Annotated in this window: 23 protein-coding genes; 11 read left to right on the forward strand and 12 right to left on the reverse strand. The window is 43.5% G+C overall.

What is annotated here, in order from left to right; genetic code table 11:
- Positions 1–257: 257 nt before the first annotated feature.
- On the reverse strand, positions 258–935 hold the full coding sequence (locus tag ACR63N_RS13760) for a DNA glycosylase (protein ID WP_367107267.1): 678 nt from the start codon (positions 933–935) through the stop codon (positions 258–260).
- A gap of 121 nt (positions 936–1,056) precedes the next feature.
- On the opposite strand from ACR63N_RS13760, the gene upp reads away from it, so the two are divergent.
- Positions 1,057–1,692 carry a uracil phosphoribosyltransferase gene (gene upp / locus ACR63N_RS13765; RefSeq protein ID WP_367105526.1) on the forward strand — a complete coding sequence of 212 codons (636 nt, stop codon included), beginning with the start codon at positions 1,057–1,059 and terminating at the stop codon, positions 1,690–1,692.
- 75 nt (positions 1,693–1,767) lie between these two features.
- Positions 1,768–2,523, forward strand: a complete 756-nt coding sequence (locus ACR63N_RS13770) for an SDR family NAD(P)-dependent oxidoreductase (RefSeq protein WP_367107268.1) — start codon at positions 1,768–1,770, stop codon at positions 2,521–2,523.
- A gap of 28 nt (positions 2,524–2,551) precedes the next feature.
- On the opposite strand, the gene ACR63N_RS13775 is transcribed toward ACR63N_RS13770, so the two are convergent.
- Positions 2,552–3,241, reverse strand: a complete 690-nt coding sequence (locus tag ACR63N_RS13775; protein WP_367107269.1) for a hypothetical protein — start codon at positions 3,239–3,241, stop codon at positions 2,552–2,554.
- Between the two features lie 152 nt (positions 3,242–3,393).
- Here ACR63N_RS13775 and ACR63N_RS13780 point away from each other — a divergent pair, with 152 nt between their 5' ends.
- Both ACR63N_RS13780 and ACR63N_RS13785 read left to right on the forward strand, forming a co-directional pair.
- The gene (locus ACR63N_RS13780) at positions 3,394–4,350 is read left to right on the forward strand and encodes an alpha/beta fold hydrolase (protein ID WP_367107270.1); all 957 of its coding nucleotides are present in this window, start codon (positions 3,394–3,396) and stop codon (positions 4,348–4,350) included.
- A gap of 178 nt (positions 4,351–4,528) precedes the next feature.
- Positions 4,529–5,365, forward strand: a complete 837-nt coding sequence (locus tag ACR63N_RS13785; RefSeq protein WP_367105522.1) for an alpha/beta fold hydrolase — start codon at positions 4,529–4,531, stop codon at positions 5,363–5,365.
- Between the two features lie 82 nt (positions 5,366–5,447).
- Here ACR63N_RS13785 and ACR63N_RS13790 read toward each other — a convergent pair whose 3' ends face one another.
- Together ACR63N_RS13790 and tyrS are read right to left on the reverse strand one after the other, a co-directional pair.
- Positions 5,448–5,678, reverse strand: a complete 231-nt coding sequence (locus ACR63N_RS13790; RefSeq protein ID WP_367105533.1) for a DUF1653 domain-containing protein — start codon at positions 5,676–5,678, stop codon at positions 5,448–5,450.
- A 105-nt stretch (positions 5,679–5,783) separates the two neighbouring features.
- Positions 5,784–6,995, reverse strand: coding sequence for a tyrosine--tRNA ligase (tyrS, locus tag ACR63N_RS13795; RefSeq protein ID WP_367105521.1), 1,212 nt, complete (start codon positions 6,993–6,995; stop codon positions 5,784–5,786).
- A 115-nt stretch (positions 6,996–7,110) separates the two neighbouring features.
- On the opposite strand from tyrS, the gene ACR63N_RS13800 reads away from it, so the two are divergent.
- The 3 genes from ACR63N_RS13800 (at position 7,111) to ACR63N_RS13810 (ending at position 11,007) form a co-directional block, all read left to right on the forward strand.
- Complete coding sequence (locus ACR63N_RS13800; protein ID WP_472782178.1) at positions 7,111–8,442, forward strand: anhydro-N-acetylmuramic acid kinase; 1,332 nt, start codon at positions 7,111–7,113, stop codon at positions 8,440–8,442.
- A 312-nt stretch (positions 8,443–8,754) separates the two neighbouring features.
- A complete protein-coding gene (fabF, locus tag ACR63N_RS13805; protein ID WP_472782179.1) occupies positions 8,755–10,113 on the forward strand; it encodes a beta-ketoacyl-ACP synthase II in 1,359 nt (452 codons plus the stop codon).
- Between the two features lie 147 nt (positions 10,114–10,260).
- Positions 10,261–11,007, forward strand: coding sequence for a hypothetical protein (locus ACR63N_RS13810; RefSeq protein ID WP_367105519.1), 747 nt, complete (start codon positions 10,261–10,263; stop codon positions 11,005–11,007).
- Positions 11,008–11,108: 101 nt separating this feature from the next.
- Here the strand turns inward: ACR63N_RS13810 and ACR63N_RS13815 are convergent, their stop codons facing one another.
- The 5 genes from ACR63N_RS13815 to ACR63N_RS13835 all read right to left on the reverse strand — a co-directional run bounded on the left by ACR63N_RS13815 (position 11,109) and on the right by ACR63N_RS13835 (position 18,450).
- Complete coding sequence (locus tag ACR63N_RS13815; protein WP_472782180.1) at positions 11,109–12,926, reverse strand: aminopeptidase P family protein; 1,818 nt, start codon at positions 12,924–12,926, stop codon at positions 11,109–11,111.
- A gap of 256 nt (positions 12,927–13,182) precedes the next feature.
- Positions 13,183–14,745, reverse strand: a complete 1,563-nt coding sequence (locus ACR63N_RS13820; RefSeq protein ID WP_367107272.1) for a peptide MFS transporter — start codon at positions 14,743–14,745, stop codon at positions 13,183–13,185.
- A 310-nt stretch (positions 14,746–15,055) separates the two neighbouring features.
- Positions 15,056–15,514, reverse strand: coding sequence for a hypothetical protein (locus tag ACR63N_RS13825; RefSeq protein ID WP_367107273.1), 459 nt, complete (start codon positions 15,512–15,514; stop codon positions 15,056–15,058).
- A 109-nt stretch (positions 15,515–15,623) separates the two neighbouring features.
- Positions 15,624–17,228 (reverse strand): apolipoprotein N-acyltransferase, encoded by a 1,605-nt coding sequence (gene lnt, locus ACR63N_RS13830; RefSeq protein ID WP_472782181.1) that lies wholly within the window; start codon positions 17,226–17,228, stop codon positions 15,624–15,626.
- Between the two features lie 322 nt (positions 17,229–17,550).
- Positions 17,551–18,450: a transporter associated domain-containing protein gene (locus ACR63N_RS13835; RefSeq protein ID WP_472782182.1), complete on the reverse strand. Its 900-nt coding sequence runs from the start codon at positions 18,448–18,450 to the stop codon at positions 17,551–17,553.
- A 298-nt stretch (positions 18,451–18,748) separates the two neighbouring features.
- On the opposite strand from ACR63N_RS13835, the gene ACR63N_RS13840 reads away from it, so the two are divergent.
- Positions 18,749–20,038: an Lnb N-terminal periplasmic domain-containing protein gene (locus ACR63N_RS13840; RefSeq protein WP_472782183.1), complete on the forward strand. Its 1,290-nt coding sequence runs from the start codon at positions 18,749–18,751 to the stop codon at positions 20,036–20,038.
- Between the two features lie 20 nt (positions 20,039–20,058).
- Here ACR63N_RS13840 and ACR63N_RS13845 read toward each other — a convergent pair whose 3' ends face one another.
- The gene (locus ACR63N_RS13845) at positions 20,059–20,541 is read right to left on the reverse strand and encodes a YcgN family cysteine cluster protein (RefSeq protein ID WP_472782754.1); all 483 of its coding nucleotides are present in this window, start codon (positions 20,539–20,541) and stop codon (positions 20,059–20,061) included.
- 298 nt (positions 20,542–20,839) lie between these two features.
- Here ACR63N_RS13845 and ACR63N_RS13850 point away from each other — a divergent pair, with 298 nt between their 5' ends.
- Positions 20,840–21,577 (forward strand): dienelactone hydrolase family protein, encoded by a 738-nt coding sequence (locus ACR63N_RS13850; RefSeq protein WP_367105512.1) that lies wholly within the window; start codon positions 20,840–20,842, stop codon positions 21,575–21,577.
- Positions 21,578–21,960: 383 nt separating this feature from the next.
- Positions 21,961–22,914 (forward strand): ribosome biogenesis GTPase YlqF, encoded by a 954-nt coding sequence (gene ylqF, locus ACR63N_RS13855; RefSeq protein ID WP_367107276.1) that lies wholly within the window; start codon positions 21,961–21,963, stop codon positions 22,912–22,914.
- A gap of 35 nt (positions 22,915–22,949) precedes the next feature.
- On the opposite strand, the gene ACR63N_RS13860 is transcribed toward ylqF, so the two are convergent.
- A complete protein-coding gene (locus ACR63N_RS13860) occupies positions 22,950–23,345 on the reverse strand; it encodes a hypothetical protein (RefSeq protein WP_367107277.1) in 396 nt (131 codons plus the stop codon).
- Between the two features lie 6 nt (positions 23,346–23,351).
- On the reverse strand, positions 23,352–24,476 hold the full coding sequence (locus ACR63N_RS13865; protein ID WP_367107278.1) for a hypothetical protein: 1,125 nt from the start codon (positions 24,474–24,476) through the stop codon (positions 23,352–23,354).
- 221 nt (positions 24,477–24,697) lie between these two features.
- On the opposite strand from ACR63N_RS13865, the gene ACR63N_RS13870 reads away from it, so the two are divergent.
- Entirely contained in the window at positions 24,698–24,916 is a 219-nt protein-coding gene (locus ACR63N_RS13870) for a hypothetical protein (RefSeq protein WP_367107279.1), read from the forward strand.
- Positions 24,917–24,950: the final 34 nt, after the last annotated feature.

A 24,950-nucleotide genomic window follows, 5' to 3' on the forward strand; every position in this document is an offset into this window, starting at 1 on the left:
GTTAGCTTTAATCTGTCTCTATCCCTTAGTGAGGTGCGTATTATAGACGCTTTAATTGGTAAGTCAAGGATTAAATTATTTTATTTTAAAATTAATTTAGTAGGCTTTGATTTTTAGAATGATAACTTATTCTCAATCCGCCTTCCCTTTCGACTGGGTGGCATTATACGTGGTTTAGTTTATCCGTCAAGCTCTGTTTTGAATTTATTTTGAATTAGTTTGTTTGGTGCGCGGGGCGCACCCTACTCGCGCCTTGTTTACAGCTTACCCATCTTTTCAAAGAATGCTTTATAAGCCGCTATCTTTTTATCTAGTGCTAAAGGATAAGCGCGTGAGGTAGAAGGCAATCTATATAAGGTTAAGTCATTTTGCCATTGATAAGGATAGTCAATGCTTTGATTGGTCTTTGGGTATTTTGACTTAGCAGGGGGTTCTTCTAATAAATTGAGTAAAACCTCTGTTGCTTTACCGCCCGTCGTAAACAGTGCACTAACATCAGGCACTTGTGGCAAGATGTTATCTAGATCAACCGTCGTTACTACGGTTAAGTTTTTGTCGGAAGCGTTACCGGTCTCACGAACTGCTTGCCTGACCGTTGGACATGACGCGATGCCACGTTCAAACAAAAAGTCGCGAATACGCTCGGGATCAAAGCGCTTTTCGTCCCCGACTCTAAAATGATTCACATCATTAAAGAATACCCCACCATAGATGCGCCACATATCATTATAAAAGTTAGGATAGTGAAAGCGCATCGCCCATTTATCTGAGGTGGGTGGAAAGGTGCCCATCATCATCACAGTTGCATTTGGAGGTAGCACAGGTGCAAACGGATGAGTTTCCACTTCACGAGTCGTTGTTTTAGAAGCACTTATGTCAGTAATGTTAGTCGCTTTATTATTATCATTTTGGGTATTGGATTGTTTAATAGTCATAATATTCTTCAATAGAAAAAGGGTTTTTTTGTTATCATAGCATACGATGAAAAATCGAAACCAAGAACTAAGGCTATGCGCTATAACCAACGAGCCAAGCCTAATAAATAAGAGAGTACTTATGAGTGACTTAAATATTACCGTAATCGATCATCCATTGGTACGCCACAAACTTAGTCTTATGCGCGAAAAAGACTGTAGCACTTATAAATTTCGTACTTTGACCAAAGAGCTTGCTCGTTTGATGGCTTATGAAGCAAGCCACGATTTTGAGATTGAAACTTTTCCTATGCAAGGCTGGTGCGGCGAGATTGAAGGGGAGCAAATCGTTGGTAAAACCGCAACCGTCGTGCCTATCTTGCGCGCAGGTCTGGGTATGCTTGACGGGGTACTTGATTTGATTCCAACGGCAAAGATATCTGTTGTTGGTTTGCAGCGCGATGAAGAGACTTTGCAGCCGGTACCTTTTTTTGAAAAATTCGTCAGTCATATGGATAAACGACCTGCGCTTATCGTTGATCCTATGCTGGCAACGGGCGGCTCCATGGTTGCAACCATTGATATGCTAAAACGTCATGGTTGCAAAAATATCAAAGCCTTAGTACTAGTTGCCGCTCCTGAAGGCGTACGTTTGGTCAACGAAGCCCACCCCGATGTAACCATTTACACCGCTGCACTCGATAGCCACTTAGATGAGCACGGTTATATCATTCCAGGACTTGGTGATGCGGGTGACAAGATATTTGGCAAACAGTAACCTAAACATAGATCTAAATAAGCGACTTGAATAACAATAACTAGTGATGGTTTTGGTAAAAAACAAGGATGAATCATGAACGTATTAATCACAGGAGCCAGTGCTGGATTCGGTAAAGCTTTAGCTGAGCGTCTAGTAGCAAAAGGTCACCGCGTCATTGGCTGTGCTAGACGTCTCGATAAGCTAAACGCTATACAAGATAAGCTGGGCAATTTGTTTTTGCCGGTAGAGATGGATGTGAGCGATACCGCATCCATTGCACAAATCATCGCTGACTTACCCAATGATTTTAAGCAAATTGATGTGTTGGTCAATAACGCAGGATTGGCACTGGGCACTGAGCCTGCACAAGATACAGACTTGGGCGACTGGATGCAGATGGTCGATACCAACGTTAAGGGTTTAATGGCGCTGACTCATGCCGTCTTGCCGGCGATGGTTGCACGTGATAGTGGTTATATCATTAATCTTGGCTCAATCGCTGGTAGCTGGCCTTATTATGGTGGCAATGTTTATGGCGCGACCAAGGCGTTTGTGCAGCAATTTAGTTTAAATCTACGGGCTGATTTGATCGGTACGCAGGTGCGCGTAACTAACTTGGAGCCGGGAAATGTAGCGGGTACAGAGTTCTCAACTGTGCGTTATGATGGTGATGAACAAAAAGCGGCACAAGTTTATGCAGGCTTTAAAACCATGAGCGGTGAAGATGTTGGTGATATTTTACTATGGCTTATTGAATTACCTGCGCACATCAATGTCAATCGTATGGAAGTTATGCCCGTTGCGCAAACCTATAATGGTTTGACGATCGCTAAAGACGACGAGACTTAGAGTACAAGGTAAAATAGAAATTAATCTATTAACGTAGGTCGTAGTGGCGCAGCAAAGTAGGGCTATCGAAACTGCTTTGCTCACTACTATTTGTTTTAATACCATTCTTCTCAATATAAGTTTCATTAACCAAACGCAAATCATGAAAATCTAAAATAAGCACCTCATTACGAGTGCTCTCGCTGGTGCGTTTGTTGTGACGTATTGGAAATCCTACTACTTGTTTACCGACGACTCGTATCTGATTTAAGATTAAGGTTTGATTATTTGCTCGCCCTGATTTCAGTGCATTTTGATTTATCTTTTGCGCACCCAACACAGCGGTAGCGGGATTTACAGTGCTAGTAAATAGTTTTTCTTGACGCGCACTTTTGGGCATATCGCCTGCGACAAATAGGATTTGCTCAACTGGCAAGTACTGAGCATGACGCATAAGCTCATGACGAAATAGGGTTGGCATATCCATATTGAAGCTGTCCTCACCCTGCTGATAAAAAGCGGCAAAACTACGCTGGATATAACGTCCAAATACAGTAGCATTGATCCACTCTTGATAAATATCGTTGGCTAGAAGCTGCTTAGTAAAAGCCTTTGGCTCTAAGGTAAAGCTAGTAGTCAGCAGCGCTAGCAATAAACTTTGCGCATCTTTAAAGATATGCTGGTCCCAAATTTGCGGGTAGAGGCTACTGTCTAACGCTGGTAACGTGGCTCTACTCATAAACGCCTATCCTTTTTGGTTTTTATCATCAATAATCCTTTATACCTCTCTATTGTACCTTTAACTTGAACGATCAGATAACTTTTATATTAGGATTAATTTTACATTCTTTTAATTAGAACCTCTTAGTAAAGCTAACGCGGTACCGACATATGATCAATAAAATACTTAGAATATCTACGTCCTATCAAATAAAAACCATCAATATTGATGGTGCTGATGACAGTTCACTACCGGTCTCAATAGTGGGTAATGGCCCGCCCGTACTTATGCTGCATGCTTACGGAATGGATGCACGCGAGTTTTTACCATTTATCTTGCCACTGGCTGGTCGGTATACTTTTTACTTACCGCATTTTAGGGGTTTTGGTGAGGCGCAAGAGATCATTTTGACTCAATTTGATTTTGTGCGTCAGTATGCTGATGATCTTAGCGTAATTATCGATCAAGTTTGTAAGAGCCATAAAATAGAGGCGTTACCTATTGCTGCCATCTCGATGGGCGCCCAAGTGATGTGGGCATACTTTGAGAAGTATGGAACCGCAAAGGTCAGTCGCTATCTAAACATTGATCAAAACCCTGCTATTCATAACCAGTCTGATTGGCAAGGGGGACTGTTTGGAGTACGCCAGCAAGAAGTGTTCGATATCTTTCACGATGTAATCGATAGAACTTTACCTTATGCTGATATTGGTAGCTTTACTCATCTTCCCTTTACGCTTAAACGCCGCGCTACCGATGTCGAGCGCCTGTTTTCACTACTGTCAGTCAATCGCACGCGCTCAAAAGCTTTTATACAAGTGATGACTTATAAAAACGATTCTAAACTTGCGCTTTACGATCACAGTACTTGGCATCATAAAAGGCAGTGTTTGCAGGCTTACTTGCAGCTGCCTTATGACTTTCGAGGGGTTTTAGAAAAGGTTACTATTCCGGTAGTCAATTTCATCGGCGGTCGCTCTAAACTTTACGATCCAAAATGGCAGCAGAAAGTGACTCAGATATTGCCTAATGCCAGCGAGATTATCTTACCACACTCAGGTCACGCGGTACCGATGGATGAACCAGTAAGGTTTTATCGGGTATTGAAAGGATTCTTTCAAGATTAAATGTCTTTAGAGTTAAATGCTTTTTAGAAAAGATCAGAGCGCTTTACATAATAAGCTTGCAACTAACACGATACCTTACAACCTAATATAGCAATCCACTTTTTCTGCTTTTATACTAAAAAGCTGATGCTAATAACTACAGTGTCAACTCTTAATAGTAATTCAAAAGGATAAGACTATGCCCTACGTTACGGTTGCACAGCAAGACGATCAGCCCGTTAGTTTATATTATGAAGTCCAAGGCAGCGGCAAGCCTGTCGTTCTCATCCACGGTTGGCCACTGAGTGGGCGGGCTTGGGAGTCGCAATTGTTTGCGCTGGTTGAAGCCGGTTATCAAGTCATCACTTATGATAGGCGCGGCTTTGGGCAATCGTCTAAACCTTGGGAAGGTTATGATTACGATACCTTAGCGCAAGATTTAAAAGCACTGATGGATGAGCTTAATCTACAAGACGCGGCTATCGTCGGCTTCTCTATGGGCGGCGGTGAAGTCGCTCGCTATTTAGGCAAATTTGGTTCAGAGCGGGTTAGTAAAGCGGTGCTGGCTTCCGCCGTTCCCCCTTATTTGTTCAAAGCTGATGATAATCCCGATGGTGCATTAGAAGAAGCTGACATTCAAGAATTCTTAGATGGGGTCAGCGGTGATCGTATTGCCTTCTTAAACGACTTTACCAAAAACTTCTTCACGCCAGCAGATGGCAAGCTGTTAGTGAGCAAACCCATGCGCTTATATAATCGAGACATTGCGGCGTTTGCTTCAGCGAAAGCGACTTATGATTGCGTTAAATCCTTTGCCTACACCGACTTCCGTGATGATCTTGAAAAATTCGATGTACCAACCTTAGTCATTCATGGCGATGCCGATCAAATCGTGCCACTTGAAGCTAGTGGTCAACGCTCGCACGAAATGATTAATGATAGTCAACTGCACGTGGTCAAAGGTGGCCCGCATGGTATCAATGTCACGCATGCCAAAGAATTTAACGAAGCGCTTATTAAGTTTCTAGATAGCTGATAGACTTCTGTTTTTATGTAGACAATAAAAGCGACCTTGAGGGGTCGCTTTTATTTGGGATATTGGAAAGGTATTTTAATTATCAATCCTTTAAAGTCTTTATCAGCTCAAATCTTGGCACTTCTTTGTCATCGATCATGACTGTTGCAGCAAACATCGCAAGCGGTCGCACCCAAACGCCATATTCGCCATAAAGACAACGGTAAACGACGAGTGCCTCTTCGGTTTCGGAATGATGAGCAGTATGCAAAACTTGGTAGAGATTGCCTTTGTAGTGACGGTAGATGCCTTGGGGGATGGGATTTTTTGTCATGATAAAACTCTTTTTTTGAGGAATAACTTTTAACTGCTTCAAATAAATAAAGTCGACTACGACTATATAAGTATCGACTTTATTATCATTACTCATGAATAAAAACTACTCCACCGTCACCCTAGCATAGCCCTTTTTACCCGCCTGAATAACTACCGTTTGCCCTGAGGTTAAGCTAAAACTACCATCGACCACTTCGCCATCTACTTTTACCGCGCCGCGTTTGACCATGTCTTTAGCTGCAGAATTGTTTTTAGCAAGCTCGGACTGATTTAATATCTGAGTAATAAATAGCGCGTCCTGCCCTTCTAAATCTAAAGTCACTTCAGGCAGATCGACAGGCAACTCGCCATCAGCTAGGACATTGCCTGCTGATTTGTGCGCGTTGGCAGCAGCATTGGCGTCATGGAAGCGTTCGATTAACTCTTCGGCAAGAATGCGTTTAATCTCTTGTGGGTTACGGCCGTTTTCCATCTCTGTCATTAAACCCTCAACCTCCTCCATCGGCTTAAAGCTTAAAAACTCAAAGTAGCGACGAATAAGCGTATCGGGCATAGAAAGGATTTTTTGATACATCATGCCAGGAGCATCATAGATAGCCACATAGTTACCCAAGGATTTGGACATCTTATTAACGCCATCTAAACCTTCTAAAATCGGTACGGTGATACATACCTGAGGCTCTTGTCCGTAACGACCTTGCAAAGTGCGACCCATAAGTAAGTTAAAAGTCTGATCGGTACCGCCAAGCTCAATATCCGCTTTGAGCGCGATAGAATCATAACCTTGCACGAGTGGATAGAGGAATTCATGAATAGAGATCGGCGTCTGTGCGGCGTAGCGTTTGGAGAAGTCATCACGCTCAAGCATACGCGAGACCGTTTGCTGGCTGGCAAGCTGGATCATATCCGCCGCTGACATGCTATTAAACCATTCGGAATTAAAGACCACGCGGGTTTTGTCTTTATCTAAAATCTTAAAGACTTGTTCGGCGTAAGTTTCAGCGTTGGCTTTGATCTGCTCGACTGTTAACGGGGGACGGGTAGAGTTTTTGCCCGAAGGATCGCCGATTTTGGCGGTATAATCGCCAATTAAAAAGTAAATCTCATGACCTAAGTCTTGGAAGTGTTTGAGCTTATTGATCAGGACGGTATGGCCCAAATGTAGATCGGGGGCTGTCGGATCAAAACCTGCCTTGATTTTAAGCGGGCGCTTAAGCTTCAGCTTAGCCACCAAATCATCTTCAGATAAGATCTCTTGAGTGCCGCGCTGAATGAGGGCCAGCTGCTCTTCTAGGGTTAATGATTGCTCAGTCATGTCGGTCTCTTCGTCTTGATTAAATGATAAATACCTTTACAGGTTTAGAACCTTGCAGGTGTATAAAAGTGTTAGAATTTGGCAGATATACTAGCGTTTTTTAAGGTAAATTGCCATGAGTAACCCTACATCGACTACTAATAACGACAATACTGACTTCCTCAATCATGCTACCCAAGATGGCACTGACAGTGAGTTGGATTACGCTGCATTGTCCGATGCCCTTGAACAGACTATGTTTGAAAGCTTCGATGATGGCATATATATCGGCATGATGTCAGGAACGAGTCTGGATGGTATGGACGCTGTGCTGTGCCAGTTCAGTGCTAGCAACCTATCCACACCGATGCAACTACTGGCAACCTATAGCCAAGACTTCCCGCCACGTCTGCGTGAAGTGTTATTAGCCTTGTGTCACCCCAACGGTGTCAATGATTTAATTGCCCAAAACAATGAACCAGATAGCCGGCCAAATAGTGATCTAAATAGCGAACTTGACTGGCTGGGTTGGGCAAGTCACGCGTACAGTGAGTTTGCTAGTACAGTGGTCAATAGTTTATTGCAGCAGTCCAATACCGATGCTGAGTCAATATTAGCCATTGGTTGCCATGGTCAAACCTTACGCCATCGTCCGCAAATGGGTTTTACCTTGCAACTCCTCGACCCTAACATTATCGCTGAGCGTACTGGTATTAGTGTAGTCAGTGATTTTCGTCGCCGCGATATGGCCGTTGGTGGTCAAGGCGCACCTTTGGTGCCCGCTTTTCATCGAGCGCTGTTTGCTACGCCTAATAGCACGCGTATATTGTTAAATTTGGGCGGTATTGCCAATATTACGGTATTGCCAGCCACGAGCGATGAAGTCATCGGTTACGATACTGGTCCTGCCAATCTATTGTTAGATGCTTGGTCAGCGCTACACACGGGTAAAGATTATGATGCGGGGGGCGCATGGGCGCAGTCAGGACAGGTCATTGAACCGCTACTCAATCAGTTATTAGCTCATCCGTTTTTCACTAGGCCCTATCCTAAAAGCACTGGACGTGAAGATTTTAATCTAGCTTGGCTCCAAGACGAGCTACAAGCGTTTGATCAAACAGCCCCTAATACTCGCTACTCATCAGCTGACCTGCAAGCGACTTTAACTGAGCTGACAGCAATCAGTGCCTGCGATCAAATTAACAAATTTATCGAACACGGTGAAGATAGTAGCATTTATGTTTGCGGTGGCGGAGCGCTTAATGATTATTTGATGACTCGCCTGCAAGCCCATCTGCCGCATCGTACGATAGCAAGTACGGCTGAGCTGGGACTTGCGCCTACTTGGGTAGAAGCCGCAGCTTTTGCATGGTTGGCGCGGCAAACGCTGATGGGTGCATCTGGCAACTTACCGGCGGTAACTGGGGCGAGTAAAAACGTAGTATTAGGACAAGTTTGTTTTGCTTAACTGCTATTAGGTTTAAGTTATTTATACTTTTATATCTCTAAACTCAATCTTTACCGTTAGTTTTAGATGCTTGTAGGCTCAAATTTATTACCAGCAATTATCGTAAACTTAGAATAAGTTCTTGATTGTGCTTACTTTATTATAACACCATCATTATAGATGGCTATTAAGTTTACAGACGTATACTTATGTGTTTTATAATAGTTGCTAAAATAGCAATATAACGCTATAAAGAAGACGACACGATTGAATTATAGTGATACAACATCAGCACGCCCATTTGTTCAGGGCCGCAAGTATAGGATATATTTCATGAGCCAAAATAGTAGTGCGCCGACATCGACGAATACTCAAACTACGCCAAAACAGCATCGTAAACCTCCTCATAATGAGCGCTCTGATGAGATGCGTGTAGTCGTTACTGGTATGGGCGCCGTTACTCCATTAGGGCTAGATGTCGAGACTACATGGACCCGACTGCTAAATGGCGAAAGTGGCATCGCTCCCATTTCCCACTTCGATGCTAGCGACTACCGTGCCCAAATTGCTGGGGTGGTTAAAGACTTTGATGCCAAGCAATACATGAGTGCCAAAGAGGTACGTCGTTATGATGAGTTTATTCATTACGGGTTGGCGGCAGCTTCAATGGCGCTCTGTGACGCAGGGTTTACTGAAGAGGTGAGCGCCGCTGATGCGCCTGTACAACATGTAGACTCCGAACGCATTGGCGTTATTTTAGGCTCAGGTATCGGCGGTATCCAAACTATTGAAGACAATAATGCAACCTTACGCGAGCAGGGTGCTAAAAAAGTATCGCCATTTGTCGTGCCAGGCTCTATTGCTAATATGGCAGCTGGTTTGGTGGCGATCAAACACGATATCAAAGGTCCTAATTTGACCGCTGCTACAGCTTGTACCACAGGGACCCATGCTATTGGTCTAGCTGCACGACTCATCGCTTATGGCGATGCTGATGTTATGTTGGCTGGTGGTACTGAAAAAGGCTCAAGTCCACTAGGCTTAGCAGGGTTTGGCTCTATGCACGCGCTGTCTACGCGTAACGAGGAGCCGACCAAAGCGTCGCGTCCCTTTGATAAAGATCGCGATGGTTTTGTATTAGGTGATGGTGCTGGCGTGATTGTACTTGAGAGCTTAGCCCATGCTAAAGCGCGCGGGGCAAAAATTATAGCGGAGCTGGTAGGCTTTGGTATGAGCGCTGATGCTGGTCACATTACTGCGCCGCCAAAAGATGGTAACGGTGCGCTGCGAGCCATGAAAAATGCTCTGGATGATGCGGGTATTGATCCCTCTGCCGTCGGTTATGTCAATGCGCATGGTACTAGTACGCCGGCAGGCGATGTCGCAGAATCAATAGCGATTGAAACTTTATTTGACTCTATTAAAGATAGAATTTTAGTCAGCTCCACCAAATCTATGACTGGGCATTTAATGGGAGCCGCAGGCGGTATTGAGGCCATCTTTACGGTGTTGGCTCTACAGCATCAACATGTACCGCCAACGATAAATCTGGATAATGTTGAAGATGACTGCAATCTAGATTATGTCGCTAACGAATCGCGTCAGGTTGACGACTTAAATTATGCCATATCAAATAGTTTTGGCTTTGGTGGTACCAACGGCTCATTAGTATTTGCGCGCTGGTCACAATAAATCAAGGCTGACTGGTTAACTTATAAAGTCATACAAAAGCTATTAGCTTGGTATTAATATTAGCTTAAATAGGCTTGTCCCCTTGCAGCCCCTTATCGTATTTGCGTATGATAAGGGGTAATTTTTAGAACCTTTATGGAAAATTCTATGTCAAGCTATTCTTTTTCGCATCAATTTTATCAGCGTTGGACACAGGCGCCAGAACCAGTACGTGCCGCTATTGTGCAAGAATTGACGGATATTACTACCTTACTACAGACGGACACCCCTTTTGAGGAGTTCGTCTTTAGTACCCATGACTTAGATGCCCATCTTGACGATCTTTATGCTGCTTATCAGAAGCAACAAGCTGCTGCTAAAGAGATTGCTGATAAACAAGCCGCTCTACGGATAGCAGCCGAGAAACAACAAGCTGAAGAAAAGCTAGCTGCTGAAAAAGAGGCACGTGCCAAGGCCGAGGCGCAGCGGCAAGAGGAAAAAGCACAACAAGAAAAAGAGACCGCAGCGCAAAAAGAGAGAGACAGCATTAGTGACACGGTAGCGGAAACAACTGATGCAGCTAATATAGACAGTAAAGCTGACGATGATAGCAAAAACCAAGTCGATGACAGCGCTAGAGCTACTACTGATACGGCAGATCGTGCTTCTGAAACCACAATTGTTAAACCCAAAAAGGGCGCAGCGATTGACCTATCTCTTAAAGATCCAGTGGTAAACGCCGCTCATGAAGACTTGATTCACGAGCTTGAGATGCATGTCGACGATTATTTAAGTGAGCAGATGATGCAGATATCTGAAGACTTAAAATCATGGCTACGCGCTGAGGTGAGTCGGCAACTCAATGAGTCAGCGGCAAAAAATAAAGCTGCTGATGATAATGCCAAAAAGTCGTAAATAATATTACCAATAAATACTTTGCTAAAAGCCACTAAAAAAGTCCAGTAAAATTGTTTTACTGGACTTTTTGCGTTATACCGATAGCTATACAAATAGGTTTAGATGGCTTGTGTACGCTCAGTGAGCCACTCAAGCGCAGCCCCTTCAACGCGATCATTTAGCTCGTCATATACTTTACCATGATAATCGTTTAGCCAGTCAATCTCGACTTGGTTCAGTAACGTCTTATCAATTAAACGGGTATCGATAGGGCAATAAGTGACGGTCTCAAAGTACAGATAATCACCAAACTCCGTCTCACTTGGATTAACAACAGGCTGGTTCACCACTAAGTTTTCAATACGGACACCCCATCTACCTTCGCGGTATAGTCCTGGCTCATTGCTTGAGATCATACCTTCTTTCATCGCCCGCTCTTTGGGAGTGCTGGCACTATAAGCAATCACTTGCGGTCCTTCATGAACATTCAAGAAGTAACCCACGCCGTGGCCGGTACCGTGACCATAGTCCATTTGTGCCTGCCACAACGGTGCACGGCAAATGGCATCAATTAAAGGTGAGGCAATACCGTCAGGGAAGTTGGCACGGGCCAGCGCAATATGAGCTTTTAGCACCGTAGTAAAATCGCGTTTTTGCTCCGCTGTGACTTGTCCAATACCAACGACACGAGTGATATCAGTCGTACCATTTTGATACTGAGCGCCTGAATCAATAAGCAATAGCCCGCCGTCGCCATTTCTAACTTCTAAATAACTAAACTTCTCTGGAGTAGCACGATAATGCGGCAATGCACCATTTGCATTAAAGCCTGCAATGGTTGGAAAACTTGGCGAGATATAGTTTGGTTGCTGACTGCGTACTTCAATGAGCATACTATCAACGTCCAGCTCGCTCAAACGCTCACCATCGGCTAAGCGCTTTTCAAACTCAGCAAAAAACTCACTTAACGCCGCCCCGTCTTGACGCATAGCTTCACGCACGTGCTCAATATCAGTCTCAGATTTGACTGATTTTAACAAAGTGCTAGGGGCTATTTGCTCAATAAAACCAACGTCATCAGCCATTTTTGATAGGGTACCAACTGCTACCTTATTTGGGTCTAATAATAGTATATCCTCAGGTGTAAGCTCTCCTAAAGCATCCTGTACCGCGTCGTAATCAGCAAGCGTAATGCCACTGTCTTTTAGACTTTGCTCAATATCACGACTGACTTTATCATTATCGACAAACAACATTGCTTTATCATTATCGATCAGCATATGTGCTAAAAATATCGGGTTATAATCAACGTCTGCACCGCGCAAATTAGTCAACCAAGCAATATCATCTAGGCTCGATAACAGATGATGCGTGGCGCCTGCCTCCGCCATACCTTCGCGCACCGCTTTGAGCTTCGATGCCGCAGATTGCGACACAAACTTGTCGTCGTGTTCATACAACGTAGCCGTTGGTAATTCAGGGCGATCGTTCCAGATATCCGTCAAAACATCACGATCAGTGATCAAAGTAATATCATTCTCATCAAAAGCATCTAACAGACGATCTTGTTCAGCGATAGACAATACATTGCCATCGACCGCTACGCTATCGCCCTCGCTTAAATGCTCACTTAACCAATCAATGTGATTGGGCTTGCCCGGAGCTAGCTTTTGCAGGTCAATACCTGTATCTGCTAATTGCTCACCGGCATGCACCCAATAACGGCTATCCGTCCACAGTCCAGCGAAATCAGCGGTAACCACTAAAGTACCCACTGAACCGGTAAACCCTGATAACCATAAGCGCGCTTGCCAATACTCTGGAAGATACTCAGATAAATGCGGATCAGCAGAAGGCACAATAATCGCTGTTAAATCTTGTGTAGCTAGTGCTTGGCGTAAGCGCTCGATACGCTCATGAATGATTTGTTTATTCATTATATTATTCCTTTTATATTTAGAGCTGTTTTACTGAGGTCTGTCAAAGCAGACAACTTTGACTTGATATTAATTACCTTGATAAATAGGGTGAATTGAATGCTATTAGAGTGTTATTAGGGGTAGATGATGAGCTTTCAACAAAGTCATAAAATATCTTTTTGGATTATTTTGGACTATAACGTATTACCAACAGTAATTGGCAATACGTTTCGTTGTGCAGTACTGGTAAGACTTATATCTAAGCGGGTTATTTTTAAGTGCTTTGATCTGCATGTTCACTCTTTTTAAGCATACTGTTGATGGGTTTTGCCAAAACTAATAACACTACAGCCGTACCAACCAAGAAGAGCATCATAGTGGTAAATAAACCGGGTAATGCTTCAATCTTGTCCGCTGACACAAAACCGCCAAAAAAAGCGGCAACTAAATTACCCATCGCGATTGAAGCGAAAAATAGCCCCATCATCTGTCCTTGCATCCCTTTTGGAGCAAGCTTAGTCATTGACGACAAGCCAACAGGACTAAGCGCCAGCTCACCCAATGTCAATAATAAAAGACTACCGACTAGCCATAGAGGAGAAGCCAAGCCCCCATCATTGGTTAGGATACTTTTTGAGGCAAAAATCATCAGGCCAAAACCTGCTGCTGCCAAGAGCATACCCAAAGCAAACTTGACCATGCTATTGGGCTCAATTCCTCTATTGCCAAGCTTCACCCATATAATACTGACAATTGGCGCGAGTATTAAAATAAATAAAGGGTTTAGCGATTGGAACCAAATGCTAGGGACTTGAAAACCCAAAACATCTAGATCGGTATAATTATCGGCAAATAAATTAAAAGAGGTAGGCTGCTGCTCAAAGCTTGACCAAAACAGCGTCGAGCCGATGATTAGTATGAAACAAGTTAACAAACGCAGCTTATCTGTCTTATCAAACCTCGGTAAGACAAACAATATGGCAAAATACAGGACAACCACAGCGGCGATGATGTAAGTCATATACGTCACCACGATCTCAGGATTAAACGGCATAATACCAGCGGCAACCAAGATAACTACGGCAGCCAGCAAAGCTAAGAATCCAGTAACCCAGCGACCTATATTTGTATGATTGTCATTGGCGTGCTCCCACTCAGGCGTGATATTTTTGGTTTGGGCATAATGCGTTAGCGTCTTTTGAGCTGAGAAGCGATAAATAAGCAGCGACACTAGCATACCCAAACCACCGACCCCAAAGCCGATATGCCACATGCCTTGTTCTTTGAACACGCCCACAATAAGCGCTGCTAATAACGCGCCGATATTGATACCCATATAAAATATCGTAAAACCACTATCGCGGCGTACGTCACCTTCAGGATACAGCGCGCCGACCATCACTGAGATACAGGTTTTAAAGAGCCCTGAGCCCATGACAATACACATAAGACCTACGAAAAATAGCGTCATGCCAAATATCGCAGAGAGTGCAATGCAAAGGTGGCCAAGCGCAATAATGATACTACCCCACCACAGTGCCCGCTCTTGGCCAAGCCAATTGTCCGCCAGCCAGCCGCCGGGAACAGCCGCCAAATATAATGACCCTGCAAAGATACCATAGATGGCTGAAGCTTTGGTTTCGGTAAACCCAAAACCACCATCTGCCACGGCTGCAACCATAAATAGTACTAATAGGGGACGAATACTATAATAAGAAAACCGCTCCCACATCTCGGTAAAAAACAATGGACGTAGTGGTTTAGGATGTCCCATAAACCCATTATCTAATGCTTCAATCTCAGCGGCACTCGCCTGCGCTTTTGGTTCTGTGCTCATAGACTTATTCCTTTATTCAAGACTGCTTGTTTTTCAAAGTTGTTTAATTACGTCAATATAAATGCGACTAAGTCGTCAATTATGAGGATAGACAGTCATATAAGCGCATTATTGTTTCATTAGATTAAATACAAGTAAAGAGAAACACGGTTCATTCATTACAGCTCAACTGTAAAAACGGACAAAAAAAAGCACCAACTATTAAAAATAATAAGTTGATGCTATGACTAGTAATACTAACAGTCTGTCATTTTAGAAAATAACATTAACTGCAGGTCAAATAAGAAGACATTTTAACCTGTAGTTGTTATTACTGAGTAGTAGCGGGTTCAGTGCCTTCGGCATCACCATCTGCCTGCTCAGCGCTCAATTCAGTTTCATCGACAGCTGCCTGATCAACCGTGCCATCGGCAGTTGCAGTCGCTGAACCGGTAGCTACTACTGCATCACCTGTCTCAGGAGCAGGGGTAACGGTCGCATCAGCGGCCGTATCAGTACTTGTGGCACCAACTGTAGCAGCTTCAGTAGTATCGGAAGTAGTGTCTGTAGCTGGAGCAGCATCTTCTACTACAACGTCCTCTGCTACAACATCTTCTGCTTGCTCAGCTGCTGCCGACGCTTCTGTAGTCTCAGCGGTAATATGTTCACCAGCTGGGCGTAAAAAAGCTGAAATACCAATAAGTAAGACGATACCTAAAAATAAGGCAACGCCGCCCAAGGCAAATAGCAACTCTTTTTTTGGATTATTTTCGACAACATGTTCTGACATACCCTACCCACCTTGCACAAGAATATTTAGAAATTTAACCTATTATATCGCAATTTATCTCAATTTGTGAAAACCCTTAACGATTTAAAGGGCTTATTGTTGGCATTTTTTATCTGCCTCTTTTGCCTGCCGCTTTACTTGAATGTTTTACAGTATTTGCAGTACTTTCACGCTTACCTAAATAGCTTAGCAATAATAACAGAGCAATGATGACTAGCAGCGGATAATGACCGAAACGCATAAAGGGCGTATTGCCAACCCGAGCTTGAAGCTCACCGCGCAGTACCGTACGCTCAAACTGCGGCGCACGCTTGACGATACGACCCTTATGATCAATGATCGCGGTCACGCCAGTATTGGTGGCGCGCATAAACCAACGACCGTTCTCTAATGCGCGCATTTGTACCATTTGTAAATGCTGCAGCGGACCTGCCGAGGTGCCAAACCAAGCATCATTGGAGATGGTCAATAAAAAGTCCGTACCGATAGCGTTTTTACGTGTTGTATTAGGATAGGCTACCTCGTAACAAATCGCTGAGCCCAGATTATGACCACGCACCCGTAATGGCAATTGCTGATCGCTACCTTGACTGTAGCTCATAATATCTTGGCTACCAGCTAAATTTGGCAAAATATCGAGCACGCCTTCAAAGGGAATGTATTCACCAAACGGCACCAAACGCTGCTTTTTATACAAGCCTTCAGCCTCGCTACCTAAAGCAATGACACTGTTATAAAACGGCGGATATTTATCGGTACCAGGGTCAAATGCCGCTTCATCTTTATAAGGAATACCAGTCACCCATGTGGTATCGGTCTCCTCAGCCATTTTCACCATCTCATTAATAAAACCCAGCGCTTCGGTCTGAAACATAGGGATCGACGATTCAGGCCAGACCACGATATCACGACCCCATTCGCTACGGGTTAGAGTTGCATATATCTTTAGCGTCTCTACCTGATATTCAGTTAGCCATTTTAGATCTTGTGGAATATTACCTTGAATCAAAGACACGGATAAATCAGGCGTACCTTTCGGTTTGGTCCACTGCGGATTGATTAGCCACAGCGCTACGCTAATGGTTAACAGCACACCTGAGGCAATAGCATAACCTACACGTCGGCGTAACAGCTCTATTAAACTTGCAGCTGTTAACACTGCCACAAATGATACAGCAAACACGCCAGCGACGGGCGCTAAGGAGGATAGCCAATACTGTTCAGTAAATGCGTATCCGACGAACAACCACGGAAAACCGGTAAATAGCCAAGTTTTTAGCCACTCTTGGAGTATCCACAGCGCTGCAAACGCAAACGGCTGCCGCCCTACTAGCTTATTAAAGATTAAGGCTAAAAAACCATGAAACAGCCCCATTCCTAACCCCATAATGGCAATCATAAGTAGTGCCAGCCATGCTGGAGTACCACCATAAGTATGGATAGAGGTGTATAACCAAAACGCACCCACGCACCATAGCCCTGCGCCGTAAGCTTCACCGATGATAAACGCACGCTTGCCACTCATTTTTGGCAATAGTAGCGCATACAAGATAGCAGGCGATACTACTGCAAGAGGCCAGAAACCATAAGGCGCAAGAGCGAATAAAAATATGGCACCAGCAAGCCAAGCGATCAAAATAGTCAATATAAGGGGTAAACGTTTAGGCTTAGCAGGGTTTAAACGCTTTTGTAAATCATGAGTAGACAGGCGCATAGCAATTATCCAAAATCTTATGATGTAAAGCGTTAACTTTGAGGCCCACTTTTATTCCATTCCAAGTAAAAATGATTCAGAGTAAAATAGAAACACTTACTATGAGGTAATAGTGCTATTAATAGTGCTTAAATAATAGCGCCCAAAATTAAATTCGCCTATTCAAATGCGCATATGATACCAGTCTATGCCGTTTAATGGGTAAATTTGCGTACCAAAAATACCATTCCTAAAAAACAAAAAAACACGACCGCAATCGTGTTTTTTATTGAGCTTATTTAGCAATAATTATAACATCAATGTTATTTAACGCGTCTCTAGTCTAGTGGCTACCTATTAATAAACGCTGCTCAGGAGTAGTTTTGGTCAGCTCTAGCTTTTGAATAAAGCGTCCTTCTACGTCAACCACTTTGATCTCCCAATCATCTATCTGCACGCTCTCTCCTTCAAGATCGCCCACGTAGCCTAGAGTCTGCATAACTAAACCGCCCATCGTATCGACATCGGTGTCATCAAAATGGGAACCGAGCTCGTCATTACAATCTTCAATCACAGTAGATGCTTGCACCTGCCAAGTATTAGGTTTCTCTGGATGAGCAACGATGTTATTAATGTCACTGTCTTCATCGAAGTCATCATGCTCATCAACGATGTCACCGACGATCTCCTCGAGCAAATCCTCCATAGTAACCACGCCGCCAAAATTTCCAAACTCATCAACGACAATAGCCATATGCACTTGAGTCTGCTGCAATGAGCGTAGCAAAGTATCAGAACGCGCGGACTCACTAATATATAAGGGCTGGCGTACTAAGTCTTTTAGGCGTTTGCTACCAATCTTTTCTTCTTGGCCACGCACCATATGCACCAAAATAGGAATCAAGTCCTTGGCGAGCAAAATACCGATAACAGCATCATCGTCTTGACTATCAAATACTGGATAACGTGAATGCGTGGTATCAAGGATAATATCCATCACCTCAATGAGGCTGGTGCTTTCATGTAGACCAATGACTTGCGGGCGCGGCGTCATGATTTCACGCACTTGGGTGGCTGGCAGATCAAGCACACCCTCTAGCATATCAACAGTATCAGGCTCTAGGAATTGACGTGAATCTTGCACCAAGCGAATGAGCTCATCACGGGTTTCAGGGGCAGTCGATAGCCAGCGTTTTAAGCCGCGCATCGACCAACTACTCGGGCTAGGGGTGTCGTCAGACATGGTAATGTGGTTTAACCTCTTTAGTTAAGAAAAATCTTAATTAATAAAACGAATGAATAAAAATTGAAGTAACCGTTCAAGCAACTATCATTAAGCAACTATCGAAATGCCATATAAAGATTAAAAACAATGACTAAATACGGCCTAGTCATTGCTTAGCAATTAATATACCACTCTAATTTAGTTTCACTTTATCGTAAGCCCTACAGACATTCAACGACAAATTTATGCAAATTGTATTGTCAGTGTGTTATAAACTTTGCTATGGTCAACTTCTTTATTAACATGACTCCCTCTTATGTCGCCTCGCTCTTTTTTCTCCAAGCTACTATCCTCACGTAACGATAATAACCAGCAACTGACTCAAAACCAAAACGATAGCCCCTACTCTCAATCTTGGAAGCATCGTCTTATGCGTTTTTTCATCATAGTGACGTTAATATTATCGGCCATCTGGTTACTATTAGCTATTTGGTATCAGTTTGGCGCTACCAGTTTTATAACTTGGCTTACCACAATAGTCATTATAGGTCTGTTAATACCTTTATTATCTGCAACATACCGTACAAAACTTGCAAATAAGATTGACGATAAGCTGTCTAATAAAAAGATCAGTAATAAAAAACTTAGTAGATGGCTTACTGGCGGTTATGCTTTTATTTGGCTGGCAGGTCTTGGTTGGTTTTTCTCTATCGAAGCTAAACAAGATCGCAACTGGCAACCAGAGGTTAGTCAAGTGATAACCTACGAGCGGGATGCCAATAATCCTGATCTGATTACCTTTAGCAACGTACGTAACTTTGATTGGCATACCCCTGATGAAGCAGATGAGCGCTGGGACACGCGTACGATTGATATGTCCAAATTATCTGGTGTCGATGTCAGCAACTCTTACTGGATGGGACCGCTGATTGCTCATACTCTAGTGAGCTTTCGCTTTGAAGATGACAGGCCGCTTGCCTTCTCGTTTGAGATTCGTAAGGAGGAAGGCGAATCGTTCTCAGCGCTAGCAGGATTCTTTCGCCGTTATGAGCTCAGCCTTATTGGTGCTGAGGAGCGCGATATTATTTATACGCGTAGTAATGCGCGCGGCGAGCAGGTTTATCTGTTTCCCATCAGTCATTTACAAAAGTCTGAGGTCAAGGCGCTATTTGAGTCTTATTTAATAGCCGCTGATGAGCTGAATGCTAAACCGGCTTGGTACAACACCTTGGTCAGCAACTGTACCAATATTATTTTTTATATGGCACGAATCGTCAGCGGTGATCGGCTGCCTTGGGATTATCGGATTTGGGTTTCCGGCTGGTTGCCCAATTACCTATATGATGTAGGTATGCTCGATGCTAATCCTCAGTTAAATAAAGAGCGACAGAGCGGCCAACCGTGGTCGATGGACATGTGGTATGAGCGCACTCATATCAATCCCAAGACTCAAGGCTTTGATAATGAGGCGAGCGTAAATGCTGACGTTAATAGCCGCGAGTTCTCGGCTCAAATTCGTCAAGGCATTCCTATTCCGCCGTTAGCTGATTCTAAAAGAGAGGCCGAAGCGAAGGCGCAGTCTGCGGCTAGAGCTTCTGAGGATTGATGTCTGTTAAAATTAATTCTCTAAGGTGTCACCCAATTGACCACGCGCGTCTCCATCTCTTCATCAGTGATGCCAGTCTCGGAAATACAACGCCCTGCCACGCCAATATTAGCGGCACGCATTTGCTGCTGAGTAAGCACCGCGTCTTCGGTCAGGAGCAGATGCCAACTCGGTAGCGACTGCCCTTTATACAGACGTTTATAAGCGCAGTGCGCGGGTAGCCACATCATACTAGGCAGCTTGTCAGGCGTGAGCTGAATACAGTCTGGTACATAGTGTTGACGGACATCATAATGCTGGCAGTAACCAGTGGCACAATCCATCAGCTTGCAGGCGACATCAGTATATTCAACGTCTTCTACCTCGCTGTCATCGTCGTCCATATATTTAATCAAGCAGCAACAACCACAGCCATCGCATAAGGCTTCCCACTCACTGTGATTGAGTTCAGACAGTTTAAAACGCGACCAAAATTGCGGTCTTAGCGCCGGCTTTGAATTTATCGATGTGGTATCAGTAATCAATGTTGATGATAATTGCTGTGACAAGTTTAACCTCTTAAGATTTTGTTAATTCTGACAATGCTCGTCTAATTATAATAATAGTCCGATAAATGGTAGCATTTTGATAAACAGCGTTACAGTATTATAGCTGTTTTTGAGCGCCATGAACGGTAAGGTAGAGCGAGTAATCGAAACGCAATGCTATAATCGTTTTACTCTAAAACAAATAGCCTATAATGGGGCTTTTTTATTATTTATAAACGATTTGTAAAACCCCTAACATAAAAAGGACGATACTATGTCAATTAAAAGCTTTGAGCTTATTAGCACTACTGAAAACGGCGTTGAGCTAATCAGCTACGTGGCCCTACCAGAGAATGCCTCTGATACTAATCCAGTACCCGGTATTTTTGTTGCCCCTGAATGGTGGGGCGTGGTCGAGTATCCCAAAAACGTCGCCGAAAAACTAGCGAAAGCCGGCTATGCAGCAGTAGTTATGGATGCTTATGGTGAAGGTAAGCTCACTGGTGATGCTGAAATGGCGCAAATGTGGATGCAGCAAGTCCTTGAAGATCAAGATATGCTGATGGCACGCGCGCGCTTGGTACTTAACGACTTTAGCGATCAGCTCGCTGTTAATGGTGATAACATCGGCGCGATTGGCTTTTGCTTCGGCGGCAAAGTCGTCCTTGATATGGCACGCGAAGGTATGCCACTAAAAGCGGTTGCCAGCTTCCACGGTACGCTTGCTCCCAAGCAGCCTGCTGACAACAACTTCTCGGCCAAAGTATTAGTCGCTCATGGCCGCGATGATTCAATGGTATCAATGGACGCCGTTGAAGACTTCAAAAAAGAGATGGACAATGCCGGCGTTGACTATACTGTTGATGTTTATGACAACGCCAAGCACGGCTTTAGTAATCCACAAGCTGATGAGCGTGCTGCCAAAAATGATATCGATCTAGGCTACAATGAAAAAGCGGCTAAAGAGAGCTGGGATAAAATGATGGACTTTATGAAAGCTAATTTAGGCTAGTTTGGGTTAATTTTAGCTTTTAAAGATATTTAGAATAAACCTAAAGCAGAGTATGCGTGTCATGCTCTGCTTTTTTGTGTGCAAAACCTTTATTATAGTCAATCCCAAATAAAACTGACATATTTAGCCACGTGCTACTGGTATTAATTTTACTTGCGTGCTGTGTCTACGCTGACAGAGGCTGCGCAAAATCAATACCAGCAGCACTAAATTGTAACACTTTTAAAGTTAATCAACTATAGTTATGTTCTAACTTTTAGAGCCATTCAATAAACTTACTTTAGATTTATGCAATCTTTAATTGTGTAGTAAACTGAGCTTATTAAAAGCAAGCGTCCAGCATTTTGCTTTTGCACAATATTAAATAAAAGGTAGCAGTAGCAATGAGTCAAACCAGTATTCAGTGGTTCCCCGGGCATATGAATAAAGCCCGCAATGAAGTTAAAGAGATCATGCCAGAGATGGATGTGGTCATTGAAGTCATCGACGCGCGTATTCCTTATAGTAGCGAAAATCCGATGGTCGCTGCGCTTCGCGGACAAAAACCGGTGATTAAAATCCTTAATAAAGCCGACCTTGCCGATCCTGAATTGACGCAAGCATGGATGGATTATTTGGAGGCGCAAAATGGCGTAAAAGCTATTGCTTGCGACAACAATAAAGCGGATGACGTACAGCGCATCGTGCAATTATGTAAAAACCTAGTGCCTAATAAAGTCGGCACCGGACGGCAAATCAAAGCCATGATTATGGGTATTCCTAACGTTGGTAAGTCCACTTTGATTAACACCTTAGCAGGACGCGCAGTGGCAAAAACTGGCGATGAGCCTGCGGTCACTAAGTCGCAGCAACTGATCAAGATTGATAACGATATTATGCTTTATGACACCCCCGGCATGCTCTGGCCAAAGGTCGAGAATGCTAATTCTGGCTATCGCTTAGCAGCGACCGGCGGTATTCGTGATACCGCTTTTGACTTTGCCGATGTCGCAGGCTATACCGCTGAGTATTTAATCAAAGCCTATCCTGAGCTTCTTAAAGAGCGCTATAAAATTGACGATTTGCCGCAAACAGATTGGGAATTCTTCGAAGTGGCTGGACGTAATCGCGGCCTACTAAAAAAAGGCGGCATCGTTGATACTTACCGAATGTCTGAGATCCTGATTAATGAGCTACGCAGTGGTACGCTAGGTCGCATCACGCTAGAGAAGCCTGAAATGGTAGCGGCAGAGGAAGCCGTCGTCGCTGAACAAAGGCTCGCGGCTGAAGCTAAAAAAGAGGCGAAACTTGAGGAAAAAAGACTGCGTAAAAAGCGGGCAAGGAAGAATCGGAAGTAGATTAAAAGAGTCGGTTTGGTGACTTTTAAAATAAATTACTTAGTAGTAAAAACCTGCCCATCAGGCAAAGAAACCAACCCTAGCAAATAATAAAATACCAACCCATGTTTCTTTGCCAATGGTGCAATTACTCTAGCAGCTTCTTGCATATTACTATCTGGCAGCGGCAGAGAGACAGCAAATGTATTTTGCAACTGCACATGAGCGACCGTTACGCCAAATGTTAATGACAGGTTGAATGATAAATCACCTTCATGAGCCAGTTGCTGTAGCTCAGTGGCAAATTTTAATATGTTTTGGCTATGAGTACTGACTTCTAACTCTAACAGCTGCGGTAGTAATACACCAGCGCTATCATATGAGTCTGGTAGATACTCATCACCATCACCCAAACTTGCATCCCAAACATAAAACAAAGCGTATTCAGTCATAATCAGCTACTCCAATGGCTCTACGGTAGATAAAATCTCTAAAAGCCTATCCCAGCGCTCATTCATTCTATTCTTAACATAGTCGTTTGGTGAGTTATCAATAAGTTCACGATACTGTATGATCAAATCATCATAGTCCTCTCGACCTGCAAGTTTGGCTAGAATAAGTTGTTTATCCACTCTTTCACCATGGCTGTGCCCTCTTGCAATCTTATCATGCAGTAACAAAAAAAGCTGATTGTAGCTGTCTATTTTATCTACTTCATCCAGTTTACTGGCAAACTCAGTATTAATAAATTCAGGAATCTGTTTTTGCTTGTCTGCAAAGTTTTTATCGCATACATTAATGTAATCTAGCTTTAAATAAGGAAACTGCTGTCTAAGCTCAGTTGGCGGCGATACTTTGTCATAAATATTCGCAAAAGCTGGTGACACAAAATAAGCATGAATTTTTAATCTAAAATAGCCGTTCTTACCTTCTGCTCCTCCAGTTAGCCGCACATGGCCATAAGGCATGGCTTTGGTACAACCATCAACGTTGAGAGAGTCAATAACATTAGCGCTTGTTACTTGGCTACGCTGGTAACTATAACGTTTTAGACAGTCATGCATAAATGGGTGCAGTATTTTTTCGAAATCTTCTCTATCCCTGGGAATGTCTGCCTCTGGCTTATAGATGTCGGCAGACTGTTTTGCAAGCGCCCGCTTTTCTTTTAGCACTGTCATCCCTCGTGCGATGTTAGGCGGATAGATCGTATGATCTGGATAGGCAACCATACCCCGAGTGTCGTAAAACACTAGCCCTAACTCTTCACATAGAGGAGCGATAACATCTAACGCTTCACCGTGCAGTGCTTCAGGTGTGGGTATGGCTACGCAAGCGATCTTAGGATGCGTTTTCATCTCTAAATTTGTATTTGCGTAGGTTTCATAAAAAACTTCTGAATAATCCAAGGTGCTAGCTTCGTCCACGAGACGATCTGCCAACTCAATAATGTTTGGACTGATCTCATCCACTGGCTGCTGGCTCAAAGCTTCAAAGTCTTGTGTTGCTTGCTCCCATGAACTGTCTTTACTTGGTGTACAAGCAACTTGCTGGATATCCCAGACAAAAAAAGTTTGTGCTGGCAATATATTCTCTCCTAAACTATTAATGATAACACTCGATCTACTTATATTTTTTATTCAACCAATTATAAAACTACTACCCTAATCAATCTTCACTATTATAAAAACGATGAGCAATTGCGCTGATCAGTAGTACAAACTATTGCATAGCGGCGAATTTCACCCCATGAACGGAGCTAGTCTTCTATATTCTGATATTTTTTACTAATTTACAAGGAATACGCTTGCCTATCCCATTGCCTCAGCCTGATTCAGCCCTAGACTCCTTCGCCCCGCGCCTACTCGCTTGGTTCGAAACCAGCGGTCGCCACGATCTGCCTTGGCAACAGCACCAAACTGAAACGCCCAATCCTTATATTGCTTACTCAAAAAGAATAGATAACGTCCAGTCGCTAACAGTCGCTACCTCTTTCAATTTCACAAAAGTATTCTGCCTAGTTTAATCAAAAACATCTATTTAGGTGTATAATATATAAA

This window comes from Psychrobacter sp. M4 (assembly GCF_055699795.1).